Origin of the sequence: Acaryochloris sp. IP29b_bin.148 (genome assembly GCF_028285565.1) — a bacterium.
In the GTDB taxonomy this organism is placed as follows: domain Bacteria; phylum Cyanobacteriota; class Cyanobacteriia; order Thermosynechococcales; family Thermosynechococcaceae; genus Acaryochloris.
The window spans coordinates 1-22,442 of sequence record NZ_JANQOY010000093.1 but is presented as its reverse complement, the minus strand read 5'-3'; the positions used below and the strand labels follow the sequence as shown (position 1 = coordinate 22,442).

At 49.0% G+C, this 22,442-nt stretch carries 20 protein-coding genes; 10 read left to right on the top strand and 10 right to left on the bottom strand.

Annotated elements, in window-relative coordinates; translation table 11 throughout:
- Positions 1 to 38: 38 nt before the first annotated feature.
- A complete protein-coding gene (locus Q0986_RS09210) occupies positions 39 to 2,204 on the bottom strand; it encodes an IMS domain-containing protein (protein ID WP_299408459.1) in 2,166 nt (721 codons plus the stop codon).
- 304 nt (positions 2,205 to 2,508) lie between these two features.
- Here Q0986_RS09210 and pdhA point away from each other — a divergent pair, with 304 nt between their 5' ends.
- From pdhA to Q0986_RS09185, 5 genes are all read left to right on the top strand, one after another.
- Positions 2,509 to 3,537 (top strand): pyruvate dehydrogenase (acetyl-transferring) E1 component subunit alpha, encoded by a 1,029-nt coding sequence (gene pdhA / locus Q0986_RS09205; protein ID WP_299408455.1) that lies wholly within the window; start codon positions 2,509 to 2,511, stop codon positions 3,535 to 3,537.
- Positions 3,538 to 3,655: 118 nt separating this feature from the next.
- Positions 3,656 to 4,564 (top strand): ADP-ribosylglycohydrolase family protein, encoded by a 909-nt coding sequence (locus Q0986_RS09200; protein WP_299408451.1) that lies wholly within the window; start codon positions 3,656 to 3,658, stop codon positions 4,562 to 4,564.
- 323 nt (positions 4,565 to 4,887) lie between these two features.
- Positions 4,888 to 5,640 carry a WecB/TagA/CpsF family glycosyltransferase gene (locus tag Q0986_RS09195; protein WP_299408447.1) on the top strand — a complete coding sequence of 251 codons (753 nt, stop codon included), beginning with the start codon at positions 4,888 to 4,890 and terminating at the stop codon, positions 5,638 to 5,640.
- Positions 5,641 to 5,646: 6 nt separating this feature from the next.
- A complete protein-coding gene (ftsE, locus tag Q0986_RS09190) occupies positions 5,647 to 6,411 on the top strand; it encodes a cell division ATP-binding protein FtsE (protein WP_366918549.1) in 765 nt (254 codons plus the stop codon).
- Complete coding sequence (locus Q0986_RS09185) at positions 6,412 to 7,347, top strand: permease-like cell division protein FtsX (protein WP_299408439.1); 936 nt, start codon at positions 6,412 to 6,414, stop codon at positions 7,345 to 7,347.
- Between the two features lie 4 nt (positions 7,348 to 7,351).
- Here Q0986_RS09185 and Q0986_RS09180 read toward each other — a convergent pair whose 3' ends face one another.
- The 5 genes from Q0986_RS09180 to Q0986_RS09160 form a co-directional block, all read right to left on the bottom strand.
- Complete coding sequence (locus tag Q0986_RS09180; protein WP_299408435.1) at positions 7,352 to 7,684, bottom strand: hypothetical protein; 333 nt, start codon at positions 7,682 to 7,684, stop codon at positions 7,352 to 7,354.
- A gap of 142 nt (positions 7,685 to 7,826) precedes the next feature.
- Positions 7,827 to 8,564, bottom strand: coding sequence for an HpsJ family protein (locus Q0986_RS09175; RefSeq protein ID WP_299408432.1), 738 nt, complete (start codon positions 8,562 to 8,564; stop codon positions 7,827 to 7,829).
- Between the two features lie 45 nt (positions 8,565 to 8,609).
- Entirely contained in the window at positions 8,610 to 9,458 is an 849-nt protein-coding gene (gene crtA / locus Q0986_RS09170; protein WP_299408428.1) for a cyanoexosortase A, read from the bottom strand.
- 118 nt (positions 9,459 to 9,576) lie between these two features.
- Positions 9,577 to 10,977 carry a serine/threonine-protein kinase gene (locus Q0986_RS09165; RefSeq protein WP_299408424.1) on the bottom strand — a complete coding sequence of 467 codons (1,401 nt, stop codon included), beginning with the start codon at positions 10,975 to 10,977 and terminating at the stop codon, positions 9,577 to 9,579.
- A gap of 204 nt (positions 10,978 to 11,181) precedes the next feature.
- Positions 11,182 to 11,574, bottom strand: a complete 393-nt coding sequence (locus Q0986_RS09160; protein ID WP_299408419.1) for a hypothetical protein — start codon at positions 11,572 to 11,574, stop codon at positions 11,182 to 11,184.
- Between the two features lie 112 nt (positions 11,575 to 11,686).
- Here Q0986_RS09160 and Q0986_RS09155 point away from each other — a divergent pair, with 112 nt between their 5' ends.
- The 3 genes from Q0986_RS09155 to Q0986_RS09145 all read left to right on the top strand — a co-directional run bounded on the left by Q0986_RS09155 (position 11,687) and on the right by Q0986_RS09145 (position 13,994).
- Positions 11,687 to 12,352 carry an SDR family oxidoreductase gene (locus Q0986_RS09155; RefSeq protein WP_299408415.1) on the top strand — a complete coding sequence of 222 codons (666 nt, stop codon included), beginning with the start codon at positions 11,687 to 11,689 and terminating at the stop codon, positions 12,350 to 12,352.
- A 227-nt stretch (positions 12,353 to 12,579) separates the two neighbouring features.
- Positions 12,580 to 13,092, top strand: a complete 513-nt coding sequence (locus Q0986_RS09150) for an inorganic diphosphatase (RefSeq protein ID WP_299408410.1) — start codon at positions 12,580 to 12,582, stop codon at positions 13,090 to 13,092.
- 128 nt (positions 13,093 to 13,220) lie between these two features.
- Complete coding sequence (locus tag Q0986_RS09145) at positions 13,221 to 13,994, top strand: SDR family oxidoreductase (protein WP_299408407.1); 774 nt, start codon at positions 13,221 to 13,223, stop codon at positions 13,992 to 13,994.
- Here the strand turns inward: Q0986_RS09145 and Q0986_RS09140 are convergent.
- The 3 genes from Q0986_RS09140 to murJ (Q0986_RS09130) all read right to left on the bottom strand — a co-directional run bounded on the left by Q0986_RS09140 (position 13,991) and on the right by murJ (Q0986_RS09130) (position 18,168).
- Positions 13,991 to 15,724 carry an EAL domain-containing response regulator gene (locus tag Q0986_RS09140; protein WP_299408403.1) on the bottom strand — a complete coding sequence of 578 codons (1,734 nt, stop codon included), beginning with the start codon at positions 15,722 to 15,724 and terminating at the stop codon, positions 13,991 to 13,993. The genes Q0986_RS09145 and Q0986_RS09140 overlap by 4 nt on opposite strands.
- 525 nt (positions 15,725 to 16,249) lie before the next feature.
- On the bottom strand, positions 16,250 to 16,504 hold the full coding sequence (locus Q0986_RS09135; protein WP_299408398.1) for a DUF6737 family protein: 255 nt from the start codon (positions 16,502 to 16,504) through the stop codon (positions 16,250 to 16,252).
- Positions 16,505 to 16,584: 80 nt separating this feature from the next.
- Entirely contained in the window at positions 16,585 to 18,168 is a 1,584-nt protein-coding gene (gene murJ / locus Q0986_RS09130) for a murein biosynthesis integral membrane protein MurJ (RefSeq protein WP_299408395.1), read from the bottom strand.
- Positions 18,169 to 18,500: 332 nt separating this feature from the next.
- Here murJ (Q0986_RS09130) and Q0986_RS09125 point away from each other — a divergent pair, with 332 nt between their 5' ends.
- The gene (locus tag Q0986_RS09125) at positions 18,501 to 19,622 is read left to right on the top strand and encodes a PrsW family glutamic-type intramembrane protease (RefSeq protein ID WP_299408391.1); all 1,122 of its coding nucleotides are present in this window, start codon (positions 18,501 to 18,503) and stop codon (positions 19,620 to 19,622) included.
- 59 nt (positions 19,623 to 19,681) lie between these two features.
- Here Q0986_RS09125 and murJ (Q0986_RS09120) read toward each other — a convergent pair whose 3' ends face one another.
- Entirely contained in the window at positions 19,682 to 21,352 is a 1,671-nt protein-coding gene (gene murJ, locus Q0986_RS09120) for a murein biosynthesis integral membrane protein MurJ (RefSeq protein WP_299408387.1), read from the bottom strand.
- A gap of 255 nt (positions 21,353 to 21,607) precedes the next feature.
- Here murJ (Q0986_RS09120) and Q0986_RS09115 point away from each other — a divergent pair, with 255 nt between their 5' ends.
- Positions 21,608 to 22,084, top strand: coding sequence for a hypothetical protein (locus Q0986_RS09115; protein ID WP_299408384.1), 477 nt, complete (start codon positions 21,608 to 21,610; stop codon positions 22,082 to 22,084).
- Positions 22,085 to 22,442 lie beyond the last annotated feature (358 nt).

Here is a 22,442-nt window from a genome sequence, read left to right as displayed (position 1 = left end):
GTCATCTCTTCACTACCGTCCGATTAAGCGACGAGGACTTAATTCAGCACCCGCATTTGCTTAATCTTCCATTGATCTTGTTCCCGCACTAGCTCATAGCGGACACGATAGGTATCCGCTGTATAGGCATTGGTGGTTTGTTGCCCCCCTTCAAAGACCTTTGCCGTCTCAGTCACCGTTGCCTCGACCGTGGCTTCAGTGGGGCTTTTTTGCTGAATCGAATTGATTTTCAAATCATCAAAGGTATATTCCAAATGAACCCGATTGGCGCGGTCGGATTGAGCCCCCCTTTGCCATTCTGAGAGGCTGGGTTCTGCCAGAATATTTTTAAGGGAGGCGATTTGATGATCTTTCCCCATCGCTTCAGCTTTGGCCGTTTGCCAAGATTGAATGGTTTGTCGAGCACTCGCCGTGGTGACTTCATCACTTGCGGCTGGCGACGGGGTGGGGCTGGCGACGGGTGGACTAGTGGGTGCCGATGGACTCACGCTAGGGCTAGCTGGAATCGGGTCAGGGGTGACCGGTGCAGTCGGTTCAGAGGCTGAATTCTCTGCATCTGGCACGGGCTCTTCTTGGCGAGAGCACTGGCTAATGAGGCCAAAGAAAGCTAACAACACTAGGGCTACAGCTCCTGCCGCCATAAACCATCGACGGTATTGCAGTTGAGATCGCGCGGGTGGAGCCTCTTCAGCAGGCGTATTGAGCTGAGAAGAACGTTTGTCCTGCTGGGTAGAGATCGGACCCAGTCCTCCATTAACAGGGCTAGAAGGCGTCTTCGCTTTTATAGGCGGTTGCCCCATGCTGCTGGTAGAGGATAGAGGCGTAACGTTTTGCTTAACGGTCGGCTGCCGTGGCTTGGACCGACTCTTACTCTGGCGATAGGTCGTCTGAGCCGGTAGATGGCCTTCTTTGCTGGATGCTTTGCTTGAAGTCAGTGTTTCCGTACCCTCTGTGGCCAGTCGCGGTAAGTCTGCGGAGGTGGTGACTGCAGGCATTCGCGGTGATACGGGCTCAGGTGCTAACGTATCGAGATAGTCTTGAATATGCTGATCGTTGAAGTAGTCTTGGAGAGAGATAGGGGTGTCTGACAGATCCCTAAAGTAGGGATACACCTCCTGCTGTAGCCACCGTTCTGTATATAAGAACAACCCTGGAACTAAGTCTTCAGCCCCTTCAGAATACTGATGGATAAACTCCAGTGACTCTTGGTCGCGACTGAGGGGCAACAATTGAATGGCTGCACCGGGCTGGCCCAGCAGCAGATAACACATGGCCTTTTCTACATGAATATCCTGGCGATCCGCGAGCTGAGTCAGCATCGCTTTGGCTTGCTGCACATAGTCCGGCTCTCCCTGAGCGCAGCCTTTGGCCACTAAGGCATAAACCAACAAGTAATGAGCGACGGCAGAGGGGCGCTTAGTTTCTGCTTCAAACAGTTTCTGCTGCTCTTGCACCGTCAGATGGCAACGGAGCTGCTGGATAAATCGGAGGAAATCATCAACGCTTAACCCCGATCGATCATCTTTTGGCCCATCAATGCCGCCCCGCTCATCCAGCATTGTCTGTAGCAGGGTAAAGCCTTGTTGGCGCGTTTTCGTATCCGCTTCCGGCGCAGCCAACAATTCCAAAATTCGGTAGGGACGCAGTTTCTTAAGATCTAGCTCGATTTCCTGTTGAACGGAGGGAAATAACTGCTCTTGTGTCAATAGCTTTAAACCAGACCGTAAGACGTCTGAAGCCTTTTCAAATTGCTTTTGCTGCCAACATTCTCGCCCTGCTTCTAGGTTGGCGAGGGCCATCGCCAAGATCACATCTTGATCGGACCCCTGACTGGAAGGCAGGCGATTTAAATCAATAGACTGTTGAAGGTAAGCAGAACCCAGCTGAGCAATCCGATCGTAATCGCTCTGCTCTTGCAGCAACAACAACGCGCCCACCAATTGCGACTCTTGCAGCTCCATTCCTGTGGTGTCTGGATCACCAGAGTCCGTTAAAATAGAGCCATCATAGGCTGTGCGGGCATCGGGATCGGATAGAACTGCATAAGCATCTTGCAGAAGTTGAGTCCGAGCTGCGATCGCAGCCTTAGAATATTCTTGTCGGGGAAGTTGCTGACAGCGATCCGCAAAGGCCTGTTCAATCTGCTCTGGTGTTGCTTGAATGGGTACACCCAAAATTTGATATAAGTCTAAAGGAATACGCACAATTTAGTATCCTTGTGAGCCCTGTACCGGCAGTGAACGACAGATGAGTAATCCAGCTTATGAGACAGCAAGACATTTGAAAATATCATAACCTGCTGCTTGTAACCGTATACTCTAAAGAGATTCAGTAACGTATATTCATAGCAGCTTAACAAGAAGGTTGACAATGCATCAGCCCCTCTTTGCCAGTCATGACGATGGTTTATTGAGATCTAAGCATTCCCTAACGCTAGACGTTGCTTTTTGACTCGATAGTCTAATCCAGTCTCGGCAACATCAACCCAACTGAGGACACTATACATCAATGGTTCAAGAAAGAGTTCGACCCCAATTTTCTACCCCCAAAATCAGCATTACCCGTGATGAAGGGTTAGTCCTCTATGAGGATATGGTGTTGGGACGAGCTTTCGAAGATAAATGTGCTGAGATGTACTATCGCGGCAAAATGTTTGGGTTTGTTCACCTCTATAACGGTCAAGAGGCGGTTTCGACTGGGATTGCCAAGGCAATGCGCCCTGACGATTTTATCTGCAGCACCTATCGCGATCACGTTCATGCCCTGAGTGCAGGTGTACCTGCTCGTCAAGTGATGGCAGAACTTTTTGGTAAAGAAACAGGCTGTAGTAAAGGGCGGGGCGGGTCCATGCACCTGTTCTCCTCTGAACACAACTTAATTGGTGGATTTGCCTTTGTGGCCGAAGGCATTCCCGTGGCCACAGGCGTTGCCTTTCAAAGTCGCTATCGCCGAGAAGCGATGGGAGATGCGGCCTCTGATCAGGTCACGGCTTGTTTCTTTGGGGATGGGGCGAGTAATAATGGTCAGTTTTTTGAGTGCTTGAATATGGCGTCACTCTGGAAACTGCCCATTCTGTTCGTGGTGGAGAATAATAAATGGGCGATTGGTATGGCCCATGAGCGCGCTAGTTCAGAGACTGAAATTTACAAAAAGGCCAAAGTCTTTGGCATGGAAGGGGTCGAAGTCGATGGCATGGATGTCTTGGCGGTGCGAGAGGTTGCCCAAACCGCCATTGAACGAGCCCGTGCTGGTGAAGGCCCCACGCTGATCGAAGCGCTGACTTACCGTTTCCGAGGTCACTCTTTGGCCGATCCTGATGAACTCAGATCTGCCGCAGAAAAGGAGGAATGGTTGGCCCGTGACCCAATTCAAAAGTTTCAAGGGTATTTGGTGAAGCAAAAACTCGCAAGCCAGAAAGAGCTAACGGATATTGACAAAAAAATCCAGACTTTGATCGAAGAAGCGGTGCAATTTGCGGAAGAGAGCCCTGATCCCAAACCCGAAGATCTGTATCGCTATATCTTTGTGGATGATTAGTTCAAGTCATTGAGCCATGGATTGGGCGAACCATGAGGTGCGATCTGGCTCATGAGTCTAGGCTCTGATTGTCCCTAAGCGTTCTGCTCATCTACCCAATACCCTCTGAGTAAGGTCTATGGATGTATTAGAGCGGTTTCGAGGATGTTTATTAGGGCTGGCAGTCGGTGATGCGGTTGGGACAACTGTTGAGTTTCAACCACGCGGTACCTTTTCCCTTGTCGATGACATGGTGGGTGGAGGTCCCTTTCATCTACAGCCAGGACAATGGACGGACGATACCTCGATGGCTTTGTGTCTTGCCACGAGCCTGATCGCCGTTGGCGGGTTTGATGCTGTTGATCAGATGAATCGCTACTGCAACTGGTATGAGCAGGGTTATCTCAGCAGCACGGGCCAATGTTTTGATATTGGCAACACCGTTAGTCAGGCGTTAAGTCAATACAAGATATCTGGCAACCCCTTCAGTGGGTCTACTGACCCAAACGCTGCAGGGAATGGCTGCTTGATGCGGCTGGCACCGATTCCGATGTTCTTTTTCCCCGATCGCGATCGCAGTCTATATTTTGCCGGTGAAAGTTCACTCACAACACATGGTGCGACAGAATGTATGGATGCCAGCCGTTTATTTGCAGATTTACTCTTACGGGCTCTGTTAGGGGCCACTCCCTCAGATATTCTTTTTGCGACTGAGTCAGACTTGTTTCCCTCTCCTACGATTCAAGTCCTTGCCAAGGGAGAGTACCAGAATAAAACGATGGATGATATTCGTGGTTCAGGATATGTCGTCGAGAGTTTAGAAGCCGCTCTCTGGTGTTTCTGGACCACAAACTCCTACGAACAGGCGGTTCTTAAGGCAACTAATTTAGGTGATGATGCGGATACAACTGCTGCAATCTGCGGCCAAATTGCGGGGGCATTTTATGGCGTTCGAGACATCCCTAAGCACTGGCTGGCCGCTCTGACCATGCTAGACGAGATTGGTGAACTGGCTGACCAGCTATATTCTGCTGGCAAGGGTGGTTAATGACCGTAGAGGAAAAGCCAATGGCAAGAACAATGCTAAGGGGTGTTGGAGGAGTGTTCGCTGCAAAACTCCAAGATATGCCGCCCAATAAAACTGGGCATGTATAAGGCGTCTGATGAGAACTCAAGAATGTCAGTTATGGCGTGTTGTTGGTTAGATTACGTCATCTCCGGTCAAGCTTAGGCGATAATGGCAAGATGAGTAAATTCCTTGGGTAACCTACGATTACAGTGACCTTGTTTTCTCTTGAGAGAAAGAGCGTTTGATTGCGATCGCAGATCAACCCAAAAACTCAGCCATCAACCTGACTTGAAACGTAGGCAATGAAACTGGTGCAAAAGTCCTTAACCTCTGAGCAACCCGAATCATTACCCATCTTAGGATTATCCGTCGATATCCTACCGAACTATGTGCAATGGTTGATGACCCAAATCGATCAGGGCCAGGGACTTCATGTGGTCACCTTGAATGCAGAGATGACGATGCAGGCCCGCAGCAATCCAGCACTGGCTCAGGTGATTCAGAATGCGAATCTGGTGATTCCAGATGGAGCCGGTGTGGTGATGCATTTTCGCCTGCGGGGGCGCAAAATTGACCGTTGTCCCGGTATAGAAATGGCAGCAGCCCTTTTGCAAGCTGCTGTATCCTCACAATATTCTTTCTTTTTCTACGGCGGAGAACCAGGGGTAACGGAGCTGGCTGCCCAGAAATGGCGGCAGCAACTTCCCCAGATCAACATTATTGGCACTCAGCATGGCTATGTTGCCGGTGAAGAAATGGATCAGTTCTGCCAGACCCTTCAGCAACTGCAACCCCAAGTAATTTTTGTGGGCCTCGGCGTGCCTCGGCAAGAATTCTGGATTGCTGAACATCGGCATCTCTGCCCCAATTCGGTTTGGATTGGCGTCGGTGGCAGTTTCGATATTTGGGCAGAAACCAAAACCCGGGCCCCAGGCTGGCTCTGTGACAATAACCTGGAATGGGTCTATCGCCTCTACCAGGAACCCTGGCGATGGCGGCGGATGTTGGCGTTGCCACAGTTTGCCTGGCGCTCCTTGATGGATATTTTTAGTTAAATTGAAATGATCCCAGCCATTTTTTCCACTTCCACCATGTCTTCAACTTTTCAACGATTGCAAGCTCAAGTTGAAACCCCCGTTAATGACCATTACACGGTCCAACTGCGTAGCGTTTGCAAAGTATATCCACAGACACGGTTTAGTTTGCTGGATATTAATTTAACCCTGCGACAAGGCGATTTTCTCTTTGTAACGGGGGCTTCAGGTGCGGGTAAAACGACCCTGATGAAGTTGATCTATGGGGCTGAGCGAGCCGATCGGGGTGAAGTGCGTGTAGCGGGAACCAATGTTGGTCTGCTCAAGGGCAATCGACTGTCTCACCTACGGCGCAAATTAGGTGTGGTGTTTCAGGACTATAAGCTGATTCCTCGCTGGACCGTGTCGGAGAATGTGGCCTTTGTATTGCGATCGCAAGGGGTTCCCAAAGCCGAAATAGAGCGGCGCTTGCAACCCACATTGAAACTAGTCGGCCTCCAAAAGCGGGCCGATTGTTTCCCGAGTCAACTCTCTGGCGGAGAACAACAGCGAGCCAGCATTGCTCGGGCCATTGTGGGGTCACCCAAGTTATTATTGGCCGATGAACCGACCGGCAATCTGGATCAAGATAATGCCTTACAAGTCTTAGAAATCCTGAAAAAACTGAATAGTCTGGGAATCACCGTCGTCATTACCACCCACGATATGGGACTGATCCAAACCGTGAAAGCACCCGTTGCCCAACTTGACAGTGGCCGACTCCAGGTGGTCCCCGCAGAACAGGTGCTCTAAATGCCTTCTCCTCGGTTTCAAGTTCCTGAACGGCTCAAGTTGGTGAGTACAAAGCTGAGCTATCTGCTGCAAGAAACCCTGCGCGGACTCCGGCGTGGCGGCTGGATGAACTGGGCAGCCATTAGTACTGTTACAGTGCTGCTGTTTCTCCTGGGCGTCAGTCTCCAAACCTCTTGGCAAGTCAGTGGCGTGTTGAATCGGCTGGGCTCACGGTTCGAAGTGGCCGTTTATCTGCAGCCGGAGACCTCCGGTCAGGAGTTCCAATCCCAAATTGCCCAATTCCCGGACGTGTCCAGCATTGAAGTCATTCCCAAGGAGCAAGCATGGCAAGACCTGCTGGCTGATTTAGGGACAACGGATATTGTCGGAGCCACAGAAGGCTTGGGTGAAAATCCGCTAGTGGATGCCCTCAAAATCCAAGCCAAATCTGCTGTGGCCGTTCCGTCCTTAGCCCGGCAAATTGCACGGCTGCGCGGGGTCGAGAATGTTCAATATCTGGATGAAGCCCTCAAACATCTCACCCAACTGAATCGTGGCTTTAGCCAAATCAGTCTTGGGATTATAGCGCTGCTGACCTTGACCGCCATTGCGGTGATTACCACCACGATTCGCTTAATCGTGGTGGCTCGCAACCAAGAAATTGAGGTGATGAAATTAGTGGGGGCGACAACTAGCTGGATCTATTTACCCTTTATCCTCCAGGGCATTACGTTTGGCTTAGTGGGTGCCTTGATTTCCTGGGGGTTAATCGTGGTTACCCGCCAGTTTATCCAGGCTGCCTTTGCCCAACAGCCCAGCTTTTTGCGAGCGCTGGGGGAAGGATTACAGCTCACACCTTGGCAAACGATGGTTCTCCCCCTTATCCTTGTAGGATTTGGCAGTATTGTCGGCATTATTGGCAGCTTATTTGCGGTGCGTCGCTTTGCCAGTAAATAGAGGTTTAGCGGCGAAAGAAGCGGCGAAACCAGCCCGATTTGGGCGGTGGCTGCTGCCGATATACTGCCAGTTCTTGCGTTAAGTGTTGATTAGTGGCACGGAGCTGAGCTACTTCAGCCGTTAAGCTCACATTCCGTTGAAAGATTTTCTGTCGTTGTAGCTCTAGTTCAGTAATTTTCTGGCGGGCCATCTCCAACTCGGGATGAGGCGGTGGGGCAGGCTGCGGAAATTGTTCATCTGACTTTTCCATTAGACGTTGAGATGTTTTTAATAGCTCAGCATCTATATCAGATGATGGCGTTTGCCACGGATCATCACAATTTTCAGGAGCTGACATGACGGAAGTCGATGGAAGCAGCAGAAACTATTGGTAGTTTACATGTCTTTTCCGCAAAACAGAATGCAACCCAGAATATAAGTGGCACAAGCCCCAAAATAAGCAGATAGCCTTCCCCTTTTTCCAAGCAGTACGGCCCTATTCACAAATAGGATTTCTTGCGAGCCCACCGTGTTTCTTGCCAAATACGCAGGCATATCACCGCACCCACCAACGCCCCTAACGACCATTTAACGGCCCGTTTCAATAGACCAGGCCGTTCACTGTTCGCTTGCTCTTGGTCAATGGTGGCCTGTTGTTTAATCGCCGATTTTGCAGGCTCTAAGTAAGTCGGCATCTGAGCCTTCAGCACCGACAAGGATTGACTCGTATCCAATCGCACGGCAGAACGATTCTGCATGGCTTGGTTCAGCAGTTGTTGAAATTCCTCAACGGAATTGGTTTGACTTAACTTGTCCTCTAGTCGTTCAACTAAGGCAAGGCGCTGTGACCTCAGGGCATTGATATTCCCGACTTTGAAATTGTATATGCGCATCGAGTTGACTAAACACAGCGGAATCAGGATTAACAAGACGAGCGCCAGACTTAAGGTGCTCCAGGTTAATCCTTTGAGGATCAGTCTCTCTCTGGGGCGACGGTAATCCTGTCCGCCCCAAAACACCATCACGAAGCCAATCAACGGGACTGGAAGACGGTCTACAATCGCTCCGGTGCTCCGAAACTCCCATACGGGATCTGTAAGATTTAGGGGGATCAGAATGACGGCGAGGTCTAAGAGCGCTAAAAATAAAAGGCCATAGCCCAGCCAACGAACGAGCGTAATGGAGCGAGATTGATTGGCATAGGAGCGCCATAAACGGTCTAATTTAGATTGAGTCATGGAGTTAACTATACTATTTCACCTGCTTTTACACCCTTAAAGCATTTATTTAGGCAGATTTAGCTCTGTTTGGCGTACTATCCACCAGCAGAATAAACCAAACAGAACAACAGTCAGCATGACGAATAATAATGCCCCTTCGTTGCTATGCCAATAGTCAAATAGCGCTGGATTATTTTTAGTCGACAAGAGGGCCAATAGAGCTACCCGTATGCCATTGATAAAAAATCCGAGCATCACCGCTACAAAGGGAGCCCAAATCTTCGCTGTGATGGGCAAGGGAAACATCAGCAGAAAAATCGCTGTAATAGCCAGCATATAGGTAATTAAGTTAAGTCCAGAGCAGGACGGCACAACCCGGACAGCGCCGTCCGGTAAGCGGATAACATTGTCGGTCAGTTGGACTGAAAATCCTGAATACCACAATAAGTAAGTTGAGAACTGAGCGGTTAAAGGGGAAATATCAGGCAAGATTTTCAAGAGCAGTTTGGGGACGCCCAAGCAAAATAGGGTCACTAATTCCACCTGATACTGGCCCAGAGCCTGGACCCCAGAGGCTAAACCCATCATCCCCAAGGCTACGATAAAGGGAGCAAAGCCTAAATATAATCCGGTTGGCGGCTGCCAGCTTTGATACAGAACAGCCCCCACCAGACCTGAGCCAATGGCAATGGATAGGGCATTAGTTCCTAATTTGAGGCTCAGACGATTATCCCAAAGGTTAGACAGGGCAGCACATAAAAACACTAGGCTCATGGCCAGGTGGGCGAACTTATCTGCCCGTAGCGTGACAGTGCAGTAAATCGCGAATAAAACCCCACTGAGGCCCAAAAGGACAAACGCAGGAATTTTAATTCTTTGGCCTGGGTAGATGTCAGAGCCTTTAATTGCCATAGACTACAACCACTCTCTTGCTAGAACCTACATTTTCCCTGTCTGCAAAGAATAGTCTCTAGGGTAGCAACTGATGTTGAAAACAGAGAGTAGAGGTCCATAGGATTTTCAGTGTCGTTTATCTGGTGAGATCGCACCAATATTGTAGAGTCTCGATTAAGACTTGGCTGTCTGGAGGCCTCAACTGATAGGCCAGAGGCATTGGAGAGTGGCCGTGAAAGCGAAGCATAACCGTTTGCTCTTCTGAAGAGAGAGGCAGGGAATAAAGGCTAGCAACGTCAGTAATTGGCTTGATTCGTTGCCAATAGGTCCAGCCAAACAGTTGATATTGGATGGTTAGGTTAGAGTCAAGAACCTCAATGAAGGTACTCGTAAGGTTCCCTTTTATCCAGTTCAGGCTCGTCACCCAAGAGACTCCCCCCAAACACAAGCACAACAACCCGACACTGATGCCGCTGACATCGCCTGTGGTGAACGCTTGACGGGTATAAACTGCACCCAACGGCAAGAGTGACAAGATCAGCAGAGCCAGGGGGCCTAGGAGGGTTAGAAGGGTCATACTGGCTAAATCTTGCAATCTGGATAAGGGCGTCGTCCAAAGGGGGTGAATCCGCACCTGGATTGAGTCAGGGCGGGACTCAATCTGAAGTCGTTGGGGGGCTACAGATGAGAGGACAACCGTTGCTTTATGGGAACGGCACCGTTCTAGGGCTAATAAGGCCGCCCTAGCGGACTCAAAGCGGTCAGCCAAGGCGGGAGCCGTCATTTTTTCTAGCCATGCGGCTAGAGGACGGCTCAGGGGGATGTCATACGCGCCGACTCGTCTGTGACCATCGTGAAACCGCAACTGTAAATCTGGCTGGGCTAATTCAGCCGGGGCCATGCCCGTCAATAGATGGAGGAGGGTTGCCCCCAAACTATATAAATCCGATGCGGGCACAGCCTGCCCGCCGAACTGCTCTAGTGGGGTATATCCATAGGTACCCACCACTGTAAAGGACCCCGTAGAAGCCCACTGGTTTTGTACGGCTCCAAAGTCCACTAAAAAAATTTGGTGATCAGGATTGAGGATCAGATTGCTGGGTTTAATATCGCGATGCAGGATCGGAGGAGACTGGCGATGAAGATAGGTCAGGATCGTTAAGACTTGGGATGCCACATCATAGATTTCAGACTCTGAAAATCGGTGCTTTTTGTGAATCAAGGTTTGGAAGTTGTGGCCAGGAATATATTCCTCTATCAAGCCCCACCAAGGTTCAGGTGTCTGGAGATGAAATGAATCGAGATAGTGGGGGATTTGGGGATGATCGAGTTGTTGCAGCACTTGGGCTTCTCGTTCAAATAATTGCAATTCATCCCATGCCACGCCTCGACCAAAGGTCAGAAACTTAATAACGACGAAGGGCGGTTTACCTGTTGCGTGGAGGTCTACCGCTAACCAGGTTTGGCGAGTGGGCTGCATCCTGAGCGGCTCTCGCAGTTGGTATCGTTCTTGCAGGACCTGTCCAACCTTCAGCATCAAACCTATAGTCCGTGTCTCCCACGTGTTCTATGGTAATGAATCGGCGTGCTGGTTTAGCCATCGTCAGTCCATACTGATCCATTCAAGCTCCTATTTGAGTTGATGATCCTCCTGTATTGAACGGGCTGCTGATCGTCCTGCTGAGGGGCTGTCTTTAGCTTGAGTCCAAACTCAGGCGAGTTTGACTAATCTCAAGTTTGGCTAATCAAGATCGGTTGTTCTTTGCAGTAACTCCATTTGTAAATCATTCATAAAGTCCAAGAAAAAGCGCATCAATGAGCAGGCTCTGTCTAAGGTCCCTGTTCCGAAGGTAAAGTACAGGTCGCCTGTTTGTTGTGCTGCTTTGACAATTGGGTAGATCACCACAGTCCAACCTGGCTGGGTCCTTGAACGGATGAGTCCTCCTAAGTTAGACGCGCGGATTGCAATTCTAGGCGCTTGCAATGTGATTGGACGTGCTGTAAAAATTTTATCCACAGGCAGATGGATGTTGTCATGCAACCGATTGATCATCCAGCTTGAATCGTCTTGGCTGATATTCACGATGGGTGGATGATTCAAAGGGAAGAAACCAAGCATCATTTTGAGGTGCATAGAACCGAGTGGCACTGAAATAATACTTGTTTATTGGGGGTGTTTCTTGATGCTCCAACGCTGAACGTCCCCAGGATTCAGTCTTTGCAATCGTGATGGAGGTAGCAACAGGATGAAAACCTATCTGGTGACTGGTGCCAATCGAGGGATTGGCTTAGAGTATTGTCGACAGCTGCAGCAGCGCGGCGATGAAGTGATTGCCCTCTGCCGGACCTCATCAGCGGATCTGGATGCACTGGGTGTTCAGATCAAAACCCATGTGGATATCACTTCAGATACTTCAATGACCGATCTTGTTCAACATTTGGATGGACAATCGATTGATGGGGTGATCCATAATGCGGGCATTCTAGAACGGGTGACGTTAGAAGATCTAGATATTGAGAGCATTCGACGTCAGTATGAAGTCAATGCCATTGGTCCGTTGCGCCTGACCCATGCCTTATTGCCTAACCTCCACTCTGGTGCCAAGGTCGTTTTAATGACTAGTCGGATGGGATCGATTGGGGATAACACTTCGGGTAGTTCTTACGGCTATCGCATGTCTAAGGTCGCACTCTGTATGGCGGGCAAATCCCTGGCCCATGATCTAAAGTCGAAGGGCGTTGCCGTTGCCATCCTTCATCCAGGGTTAGTGCAAACTCGAATGACTCGCTTTAATCCGCAAGGGATTACGCCTATGCAATCGGTACAAGGGTTGCTAGCCCGTATCGATCAGCTTAATCTCGACAATACAGGCACTTTCTGGCATGCCAATGGCGAGATTTTGCCGTGGTAGCCTTGCGCCATTGCTGAGGTCAATGAGCTAGCTGAAATCATGAGATTGGTTAAAGATGGATATTGACGTTAGAACTCGCAATTTCCTAGAGTGTGTTTCGGGGTCTCAGTCACTGTTGTGTTTAACATACGGCGTTGCCATGTCCTAATACGAACGATATTTAGGGCACTGGACGCCGGAAACAAAGGTCTTGAAGGCCATCCCACTTTTACATCTGGAGAACAATTGTGGATTTATCCTTAATACCCGCTCAACCCAAACCGGGTTTGATCAATGTCTTGATTGAAATTCCCGCAGGTAGCAAAAATAAATACGAATTTGATAAAGACATGCAGGCCTTTGCCCTGGATCGTGTTCTTTTCGCCTCAGTTCACTATCCTTTTGACTATGGGTTTATCCCCAATACTCTGGCTGATGATGGTGATCCTCTAGATGGCATGGTGATGATGGATCAGCCCACCTTTCCTGGCTGTGTGATTACAGCTCGTCCCATCGGTATGTTGGAGATGATCGATGGTGGCGATCGCGATGAGAAAATTCTCTGTGTACCTGAGGAAGATCCGCGTTATGTGGATGTCAAATCCTTAGCAGATGTCGCTTCCCATCGTCTGGATGAAATCGCTGAGTTTTTCCGTACCTATAAAAACTTGGAAAAGAAGGTGACTGAAATTTTGGGATGGCAAGATGTGGATAAGGTCAGCTCGTTGGTGACCGAGTGCATCAAAGCGGGCCAAAAGTAGGTTGAAACATTTTTTAGGTGTAAATAGTTAGGTGTGAGAACACCGGTTAGCTGTTTATACCTTCCCTGCTCTCGTATTGGCTCAATGATACGAGAGCCTATCCCCTTATTCCATAAAGGCTATCCGCCATGGTATCCATGCAAAATCGAGTCGTATTGATTACAGGGGCCAGTAGCGGTATTGGAGCAGCCTGTGCCCGTGCCTTTGCCCCCTTAGGGGTAAAGCTAGTGCTGGCCGCACGGCGGCTGTCTCGACTGCAGGCACTCGCCACTCAGCTGGAGGCTGACTTTGGCGTGCAAACTCATGTGATGTCGTTGGATGTGCGCGATCGCACCCAAGTCGAAGCTCAATTGCAAGCCTTACCCGCAGAATGGTCAGCCATTGATGTTTTAGTCAATAACGCAGGTCTGAGCCGAGGTCTCGATAAGCTCTATGAGGGGAACATCCAAGATTGGGAGGAAATGATCGATACCAATATCAAAGGATTGCTGTACGTGACACGGGCCGTTGTGCCGGGGATGGTTCAGCGTCAGCAAGGCCATGTGATTAATATTGGCTCCATCGCTGGACACCAAACCTATCCCAGAGGCAATGTCTATTGTGGTTCTAAAGCGGCTGTCAGAGCTATTTCAGACGGACTCAAGCAAGACTTATTGGGAACGCCAGTACGGGTCAGTTCGGTCGATCCCGGTTTAGTGGAGACTGAATTTAGTGAAGTGCGCTTTCATGGCGATACGGATCGGGCGCAAGCAGTCTATGCGGATACCACACCCCTCACCCCTGAAGATATTGCAGAGGTGGTGGTCTTTTGTGCCACTCGTCCTCCGCACGTCAACCTGAGTGAACTTTTAGTGTTGCCGACCGCCCAATCAGGTGCGACCTTGGTGCATCGGCAGTCCTAAGTACTGGTATTGATGTCCATAATCAGCCTCAATACTTCCTCTGCAGGGACAGGCTGGCTTACTAAATACCCTTGAATACCATCACACTTCTGTTCAAACAAAAAGTCTCGTTCGGCGGGCGTTTCGACGCCTTCGCCAATGATTTTTAACCCCAAAGCATGACCCATTTGAATAATGGCAGCTGTGATGGCAGCATTGGCAGGCTGTTGATCAATATCATGAATAAAGCAACGGTCAATTTTGAGCATATCCAAGGGAAAGCGCTGTAAGTAGCTCAAAGACGAATAGCCTGTCCCAAAATCATCCACAGATAACCGTACCCCTTGGGCTTTAAGTTGGTGCATAATCTTCAAGGCTAGATCCGGATCCTGCATCAGCGTACTTTCAGTTAGCTCCAGAATTAAATGACTAGGCTCTAGGGCTTCCTCCCTTAAGAGGCGCTGTAACCTCTCGATCAATCCTGGGTCCATCAACTGTCGAGGAGATAGATTGACGAGGATATTGAGGGGAAAAGGACAAAGCGTTTGCCATTGTTTGGCTTGCTGGCACGCATTCCGTAACACCCATTCCCCTAAGGCCAAGATCAAATGTGTTTCCTCTGCTATAGGAATAAATAGATTAGGAGACAATATCCCCCATTCAGGGTGGTGCCAGCGGATCAGGGCTTCTGCTCCGACAATATGGCCCGTATGTAAATCAATATGCGGTTGATAATGAATTCTCAGTTCTTCTTGCTCAAGGGCATGGCGTAGCTGCGCCAGCAGCGTCAGCGTTTGGGATCGTTGCGATCGCATGGTCGGCAAATAGAACTCATGGCTGGGTCCAGCTTGCTCCTTCGCCTGATACATCGCAATTTCAGCATTGCTGATCAAGGTCTCAATATCGTTGCTGCCTTGGGGATAACAAGCCAGTCCAATACTGGGTGTAATACAAATTTCCTGATCGTCCACAAAGAAGGGCTGCAAGAGTATCTCTAGAAGCTGTTGAGCAAACTGGTCTAAATCTGGGTGACCTTTAACATTGCGGGGCACAATGGCAAACTGATCGGCGCCAATGCGAGCCAGCATCGCCATTGCATAATTGCCCATATACCGATGGGCGGATAACTGCTGAGTAATGGCCAGTATCAGCTGATCGCTAAAGGAGTAACCCAGGGTACTTCTAATCCATTCGAACCGATCAATCCCGATCAGCAAAAGAGCATCTAGCGTACCTGTTGTTTGGGTCTCAGCCTGAACATGGTGAAACTGTTCGGTTAATAATCGTCGGTTGGGTAACTGCGTCAGAGCATCATAATAAGTGAGGGCGTTTAAACCCGCCTCCAGTCCTTGAATCGTTTGCGTATAGTTTTCAGTCAATAGCGCTTGCTTTTTGAGCTGAGCGTCGATTGCACTCAGGAGTTCTAAATGGGTGAAGGGTTTGGTGATGTAATCGTCTGCCCCTAAATTCATGCCTTTACGAACACTGGCTCGATCGGTTTTAGCGGTTAAGAAGATCATCGGGATACTGCTAATACCCGGATCGTCACGGATGCCCTGTAAAACATCAAATCCGTCTAACTCAGGCATCATCACATCACAAACAATTAAGTCTGGTGGACTTTGCTGCGCCAGTTGTAAACCGGCTAGACCATTTTCCGCTTCTAGGGTTCGATACCCTTCACATTCCAAGATTTCTTGAATGATGTCTCGAATTTGAGGTTCATCTTCAATAATTAAAATTTTTGTCATTTTAGACTCAAAATGGTCGGAACCAGACGGTTGAGTGAGGATCGTAAATCGAGCACCTTACTACGTTCTCTCTATTCTACTATCCGACTTGATTGATAGAACCCACTTCACAGGTAAATAACCCGATAGCGGCACTCCCAACTTGCACTTTGAGAGTATCAATAAAATTTATACTAAATGATGGTTTTGGCGAAATTTAGGTCAAACCGAATTATTTCTTAAGATTGTCATCAGTTAAGATCCATGATAAAAATAGTCGCTTAGTTCGCCAAAAGCGTCATCCGTACATATATGGATAAGCCCTTGATCAAGAGTGTAGTATCTAATACATATAGGGTTGTTGATGTTTAGGTTTCTCAAGAGATCAACCCGCCATTTATATAACCAAAAAATTTATCCTTCAACAAAAGCTAGAGCTAGCCCATTTTGAAGACTGAAGCAATTAGATTGCCTTGATATATCAAAAAAAATCAAAATATTTTGTCCTAAAACGGCATGCAGCCAACAGTAGTCCATTAAACTGAATCAGCTGTCCACGCTAGGCGGGGATGCCGTTTCATGGGTTGGCTGCTGTTCGGCATACGCTTGCTTCATCGCTTGAGGCCAAAGAATTAGGAATAAGCCCATCCATGCCAATACAGGAAGGGCCACAATAATAGTTAGCCACACAATTTTGGTCACCCACCAGGTCCCGCTAATGAGCGTAATTCCTGTCACCAAAATGGACCATGGCTGACACCACCAAGGTTTGTAGGTCCATGGGTTATAGGAATTATTCATAGGGCTTGCTAAGAAAACAATACTCAGCATTATCCTATCGCCTAGGCCGCCACTCTGGGTTTGGATGGCGCAAGATGGTACTAAGACTTACGAGTGAGAAAGGGGAGCTTTTGGCGCAACCGATCGACAAAGAAATCCATCTCCGGCAACTTAAGCTGAATGACTAATCCGACAAATACCAATAACCCTGCACTGGCTGACACACTCAGAGCTATGAGTTGTCTGATAATTCCGTCTGTTCCAAGAATAAGCTGACATCCATATAAGGTCACCCAGGCCGTGCATCCACAGAGTAGGCTACTAAGAGCCAAGGCTAAAATGGGTCCCCCTATGGCAGCCCAAGGTAGTCCACGCAGCCGTTTATTGAGAATCCAGACGAGAGCAGCCATAGAAAAGACCTGGACCCCGACGGTAGCCATAGCTAAACCAGGAGCACCAAAGGTTTTGGTGAAGAAGAAGCAAAAAATGGCGTTAAAGAATAAGCCCAATAAACTAATCATCAGGGGAACATTGCCATCGCCCAGGGCGTAAAACACCCGGACAAAAATATCGCGGCCCAGGTAAAAGAACATGCCAAAGGCATACACCACTAAGAGAGAGGCCACGAGTTGAGACGCCGAATCATCAAAGGCGCCCCGTTGATAGACAATGCGCACAGCAGGTAGCGCTAAGACGGACATGAGCGCTCCTGTTGGCATCATACTCATGGCAGTTAGCACCAGGCTTTGGCGGATTCGGTCTTTGAGGTCTATCCAACTTTCTGGGGCTGCCAATTGGGAAAAAATCGGCATATAGGGAACCAGAATGACGTTGGAAAGAATGCCTAGAGGGGTTAGAAATAAGAGCTGAGCGTAGGTTAGGGCTGAGGCAGATCCTTCCGGTAATTGCGAGGCAAAGAACAAGCTAATGGCGACGCTAATCAGCAGCATTCCAGACGAGAGGGTAGCTGGTCCCATCAGTTTGCCGATCTCTTTGACGCCGGGTCGGTTGAAATCGAATCGGAGTCTTAAGGTGCCCATGCCAGACCCCCATTGAGCGGGAATTTGGGCGAGCCATTGCAGTAGCCCGCCAGCTAATGTTCCCCAAGCCATGACGGAGGCTCCAACGCGATCCGTGAGAAACAATACGCCAATGATGACGGTAACGCTGGAGAGCAGGGGACTAATGGAGGGCAGCCAGTATTGATCAGAGGCGACGAGGGTGCCGAAGCCGATGCCAATCAGTCCGGATAAGAAGGCTAGAGGAGCCATAATACGTAGCTGTTCTACCGCCATGGTGTGAACGTCGGTGGAGACCCCTGGCGCGAGCATGGTGATCAGCGGATCCGCGGTTAACATTAACCCTGCGGTTAGCAGCAGCAGCAAGATACCAACCAGGGTATTGACGGTTTCAATTAAGGCTGCGGCATCCTTCTTGGGATGTTTGGCGAGGACGCTGACGACGGAACTGTGAAAGGGGCCGTTGACCCCACCCAGCAGAATAAACAGAAAACTCGGGATAACGTAGGCAAAGTTATAGGCATCAACCTCAGGACCGACCCCAAATTCGGCTGCAATCGCTTGCTGGCGAACGAGGCCCGCGACTTTGCTGATCAGGGTTGCGATCGCAACAATGGTGGCAATACTCGCTAGGGAGCGACGGCGTTTGGGGGCTGAGTCGGTCACAAATTTTAAGTAAAGTAAAGAATCCTCACTTATTTAAGCGCATATCTGGACCTTGGGGAGCAAAGAATATTTCACCAGGGTCAATCTTGTCTCTTCAAGATCTATGCTGCTTCCTCAGTCCTATGGGCACCCATTCCGTAAAGATTGCCAGGCTCAAGTTGGCTAAGGGTGGGGATATCCAGGAGTGGTCCCAGGATATTTTAGGTGAGAGAGGTCCTGGAAGGGGCGCGAGGCCGGGGGACGATTGATGAGCGGATCCATTCAGGAGTAGACTTGAAGCCGATTATGAGAGCAGTTTCCAGACTGATGCAAACCATACCCCCGATAAGCGAGTGAGTGAGAAACAATCCCCCAGTGAGGGAAGTGATCAACAAAACAATCAGCCTATCCTTCCCCAGTCAACGGGAGAGCAAAATTCACAACCTGCCTCAAATATGGGTGGCATAAACTCTAATGAGGTGATGAGAGGGGTAGCTGAGCGGATCACCAACGCAGCAGGTGTGGAACAACTGGAGGGATTTAGCCTCAAGGACATGTTCTCAGAGGTGTTTAAGAAGCATTCTGAGAATGAAGTAGAAGAATATTTCACCGTTGGTACCGCTTTAACGACACCCCCAATTGAAGAGGTTGACTCGAGTTGGCCTAAACCTTGGGTCTTTTTTAAGACCTTTCTCGGGGCGGTCGCCGTTTACGTTGGCTTTGTGATTGCCTGGCGGGAATTTCAAAATCCGAACTTGATTCCTGGGCTAATCATCGTGGGATCGTTTGCGATTCCATTTTCCACGCTGATTTTTTTCTTTGAAGCGAATGTTCGGAAAAATGTCTCTCTCTATCAAGTGATTCGCCTGCTCTTCTTAGGTGGAATCCTATCTTTGATCTTTTCTCTGATTCTGTTTCAAGTCAGTTCTACCCTGTCATTAAATTGGTTGGGGGCTTCTGTTGCCGGAATCGCTGAAGAACCTGGAAAACTGCTCGCTTTAATGCTAGTCATCAACAATCCTAGATATAAATACACCTTGAATGGTTTGTTGTTTGGGGCAGCGATTGGGACTGGCTTTGCCGCCTTTGAATCAGCCGGATATGCTTTGTTAGCAGGATTATTGTCATCGAATCCAGATGCGATGCTGAATGTCATATTACTGCGCGGAATACTCGCCCCGTTTGGTCATATTGTGTGGACAGGAATGAGTGCTGCAGTGCTGTGGAAAATTAAAGGGACCCAAAAATTTCGGTTTTCGATGGTTCAGGATCCTCGATTTGTCAGAGTTTTTGGCATATCAGTCGTGCTACATATGCTCTGGAATAGCCCAATTGAAATTCCTTTTCTAGGAAAACAAATAGCGCTTGGTTTTGTGGCCTGGGTTGTGATCTTTGCTTTAATCCAAGACGGCTTGAAACAGTTGCGACATGAAAAGCTGGCAGTTCTTTCAGTGAATGACGCAGCAAGGATATAACAGTTACTCAATGCAACTTTTGGGAAAGCGTACACGTACCTTGCCAGACTTCCCCAGCTCTATAGAAAGGGGATTTTGGCTCTAAGACGAGTCGTGAAAACTTGTACTTCTGGGATGCCTAGCTGCTGAGACACCATCCCGTAAATCGTAAAGCCGCCCAGGGCTGAAAGTCCTAGATTGATCAGCAGCAAGGGAAACCCTTGGCTGCCCCATACCGTGTTTGTCCCGGTCCAAAGCCCCCACTCCACCAGCCCCGACAGAGCGCTAGCTCCTGTCAGACCGATCAGAGGCTGTATCCAAGAGTGTAGGTTTAATCCCCTTAAGCGCTGGCTTAAATACCAGAGCATGGCGATCATCGAGAACACATTCACGCCAATCGTGGCCAAGACTAACCCTGGAGCGCCAAAGGGTTTGACGAAGAGGAAGTCAAACAGAATATTAAACAAAATGCTGACCAAGCTGATTCGAAAGGGAGTCGTGCCATCGCCCAGGGCATAGAACACCCGCACCAGGAGATCCCGTGCCAAGTACACAAACATCCCTAGTCCATAGGCAATGAGAATACTGGCGGTCAGTTGTGATGCCTCGGTATTAAAGGCCGACCGCTCATACACTAGTCGGACTATAGGCAAGGCTAGGGCAATCATCAACGCTCCCAAGGGCAGCATCGCCACCGCTGTCATCACGATTCCCTGACGAATGCGGCTTTTGAGGTCGTCCCATTGACCAGATGTTGCCAGGTGAGAAAAGACGGGAAAGAAGGGCACCAAAATGGTATTGGAAAGAATACCCAGGGGAGCCATGACCAGGAAATTAGCGTAGCTCCAGGCAGAGACCGCAGCAGTGGCGTTAGGAATTAGAGAAGAAAAGAAGATATCGATTTGAACATTAATTTGCAGCATCCCAGAGGCAAAGGTAGCAGGCCCCAAGACTTTTAAAACGGCTCGGACATCGGGATGCTGCCATTGCCAGCGAGGCTTTAAGGTTCCTAAACCTGCCCGCCACTGGACGGGCAATTGAATCAGCCATTGGGCGACTGCACCCGCCAAGGTTGCCCAGGCGAGGACTTGTCCCCCGAGCAGAGCCTTGGCTGATAAGGGGGCTGCTGGTCCCAGATGGAGTGCGAACAGCCCTAGGCCAATCATCATCGCCAAGCTAGAGAAAATGGGGCTGATGGAGGGCATCCAGTAAATATCGGCAGCATTCAAGGCCCCAAAGCCAATGCCAATCAGGCCCGAGAACAAGGCGATGGGGGCCATGATTTTGAACTGGGTAATGGCAATCAGCCGAGTTTGTTGGGTAATGGCATAGGTGGCTGGATCGATGCCTTGGCGCAGGGCATCTTCTGTGGAGATAAACAGGCCACTGGCCGTTAATCGCAAAATGGGTTCAGCAAAGACAATTAAGCCGATAGTCACCGTCAGCAGCAGTATGACCAGCAAAGTGGTGATCGTTTCAATGACTGGCTTGACGTCACGGCGCTCTTTTTTGGCGAGCACCCCAACGATGGCACTGTGAAATGGACCATTAATCCCGCCCAGGAGAATCAAGAAAAAGCTGGGAATGGCATAGGCAAAGCCATAAGCACCAACGGCGGGACCAACACCGAAGACGGCGGCGGTGGCCATCTGGCGAGCGGCCCCAGTGACCTTGCTGATCAGGGTTGCGATCGCAACAATCGTGGCAATTCTCGCTAAAGAGCGGCTAGGTTTAGAGGGTGCCTTAGTCACGGATGCTGAAGCAACATAAAGAATTCTCACCCATTTAAGCGTATAACCTGATCTTGGAGTGATAATCGACGCTTATAATCCATACAACTTAGATGGTGTCTCTTAACTTGTCCCTGGTCATAAAATTTCGTTACTGGTTGATCACAGAGTTCTTTATGGGATAGTTATTGCAATCTTGTGAAGAGAAAAAGAATTAACTGCAAACGTGTCGTACCTCTTCGCACAACCACAGCTATGTTACTTTGGACTGAATGAATGGCACTTGTCCCAGTATCTTTCGAAGCCCTCAGTGATATCAAATACTCGATTGCACTTGCGCCGCATGAAAGGTTTTGCACACCTGAATTTGCTGTGGTGAAATTCTCTGGTATGTATCGCGATGGTGCGGCAGGCAAATCTGATGCTTTATTCATCACGGCAATTATGGATGCTGTTCAAACAGCATGGTTTACTCCTTCATTGATCATGGATTTCACCGATCTTGAGTATCGCTGGGGCGATGAAATGGAGTGGATACACGATGTTGGTCGATTTATGCCTTCGCCATGCTCTAAGCCTCTTGCCATAATCGTCAGTGACAAATGCCGGACTGGGCTTCAATCTCTGTCTTCAGATGAATACAATCTACATTGCGTTGAGTCTTACGGTGATGCAGTGTCCTTAATTCGCTTGCGAGAAAAGGACTTTGACAAATGCATGGACGAATGGCGAAGCAAACTACAGGGCCAATGAATTGGGTCTAGAACATCCAAACTGACTCGCTTAACTCCACCCCAGTTATCAAACTGCGTTGTTGATAAAAAAGCTGTTTATTAGGACGGTGACTTCAAAGCTGTAATTCGTGAAGGGCTTTAATGCATATTTGTCGTCTATCCATCTAGATGAAGCGTAATATCGGGAAAGCGTTCTCCAAATCCTTTTTTAGATGGTGAATTCAAAAATCCTCATCATTGGTGGTTATGGCAACATCGGTCGTATTATTGCAACTGAGTTAACGTGAGTTCGACGAAGAAATAGAGCATGAGAAAAGGCTGGGGCATATATTTGCAGTATGTCGTACCGCTTTACCTCAGCCATGTCTATCAGCTTA

Bases quoted from the DNA above. Each gene is read 5' to 3' on its own strand.
- pdhA (WP_299408455.1), top strand. From the start codon at position 2,509: ATGGTTCAAGAAAGAGTTCGACCCCAATTTTCTACCCCCAAAATCAGC.
- ftsE (WP_366918549.1), top strand. From the start codon at position 5,647: ATGATCCCAGCCATTTTTTCCACTTCCACCATGTCTTCAACTTTTCAA.
- Q0986_RS09200 (WP_299408451.1), top strand. From the start codon at position 3,656: ATGGATGTATTAGAGCGGTTTCGAGGATGTTTATTAGGGCTGGCAGTC.
- Q0986_RS09165 (WP_299408424.1), bottom strand. From the start codon at position 10,977: ATGCTGAAGGTTGGACAGGTCCTGCAAGAACGATACCAACTGCGAGAG.
- Q0986_RS09145 (WP_299408407.1), top strand. From the start codon at position 13,221: ATGGTATCCATGCAAAATCGAGTCGTATTGATTACAGGGGCCAGTAGC.
- Q0986_RS09195 (WP_299408447.1), top strand. From the start codon at position 4,888: ATGAAACTGGTGCAAAAGTCCTTAACCTCTGAGCAACCCGAATCATTA.
- Q0986_RS09180 (WP_299408435.1), bottom strand. From the start codon at position 7,684: ATGTCAGCTCCTGAAAATTGTGATGATCCGTGGCAAACGCCATCATCT.
- Q0986_RS09140 (WP_299408403.1), bottom strand. From the start codon at position 15,724: ATGACAAAAATTTTAATTATTGAAGATGAACCTCAAATTCGAGACATC.
- Q0986_RS09175 (WP_299408432.1), bottom strand. From the start codon at position 8,564: ATGACTCAATCTAAATTAGACCGTTTATGGCGCTCCTATGCCAATCAA.
- Q0986_RS09185 (WP_299408439.1), top strand. From the start codon at position 6,412: ATGCCTTCTCCTCGGTTTCAAGTTCCTGAACGGCTCAAGTTGGTGAGT.
- Q0986_RS09115 (WP_299408384.1), top strand. From the start codon at position 21,608: ATGGCACTTGTCCCAGTATCTTTCGAAGCCCTCAGTGATATCAAATAC.
- Q0986_RS09135 (WP_299408398.1), bottom strand. From the start codon at position 16,504: ATGAATAATTCCTATAACCCATGGACCTACAAACCTTGGTGGTGTCAG.
- Q0986_RS09155 (WP_299408415.1), top strand. From the start codon at position 11,687: ATGAAAACCTATCTGGTGACTGGTGCCAATCGAGGGATTGGCTTAGAG.
- crtA (WP_299408428.1), bottom strand. From the start codon at position 9,458: ATGGCAATTAAAGGCTCTGACATCTACCCAGGCCAAAGAATTAAAATT.
- Q0986_RS09160 (WP_299408419.1), bottom strand. From the start codon at position 11,574: ATGCACCTCAAAATGATGCTTGGTTTCTTCCCTTTGAATCATCCACCC.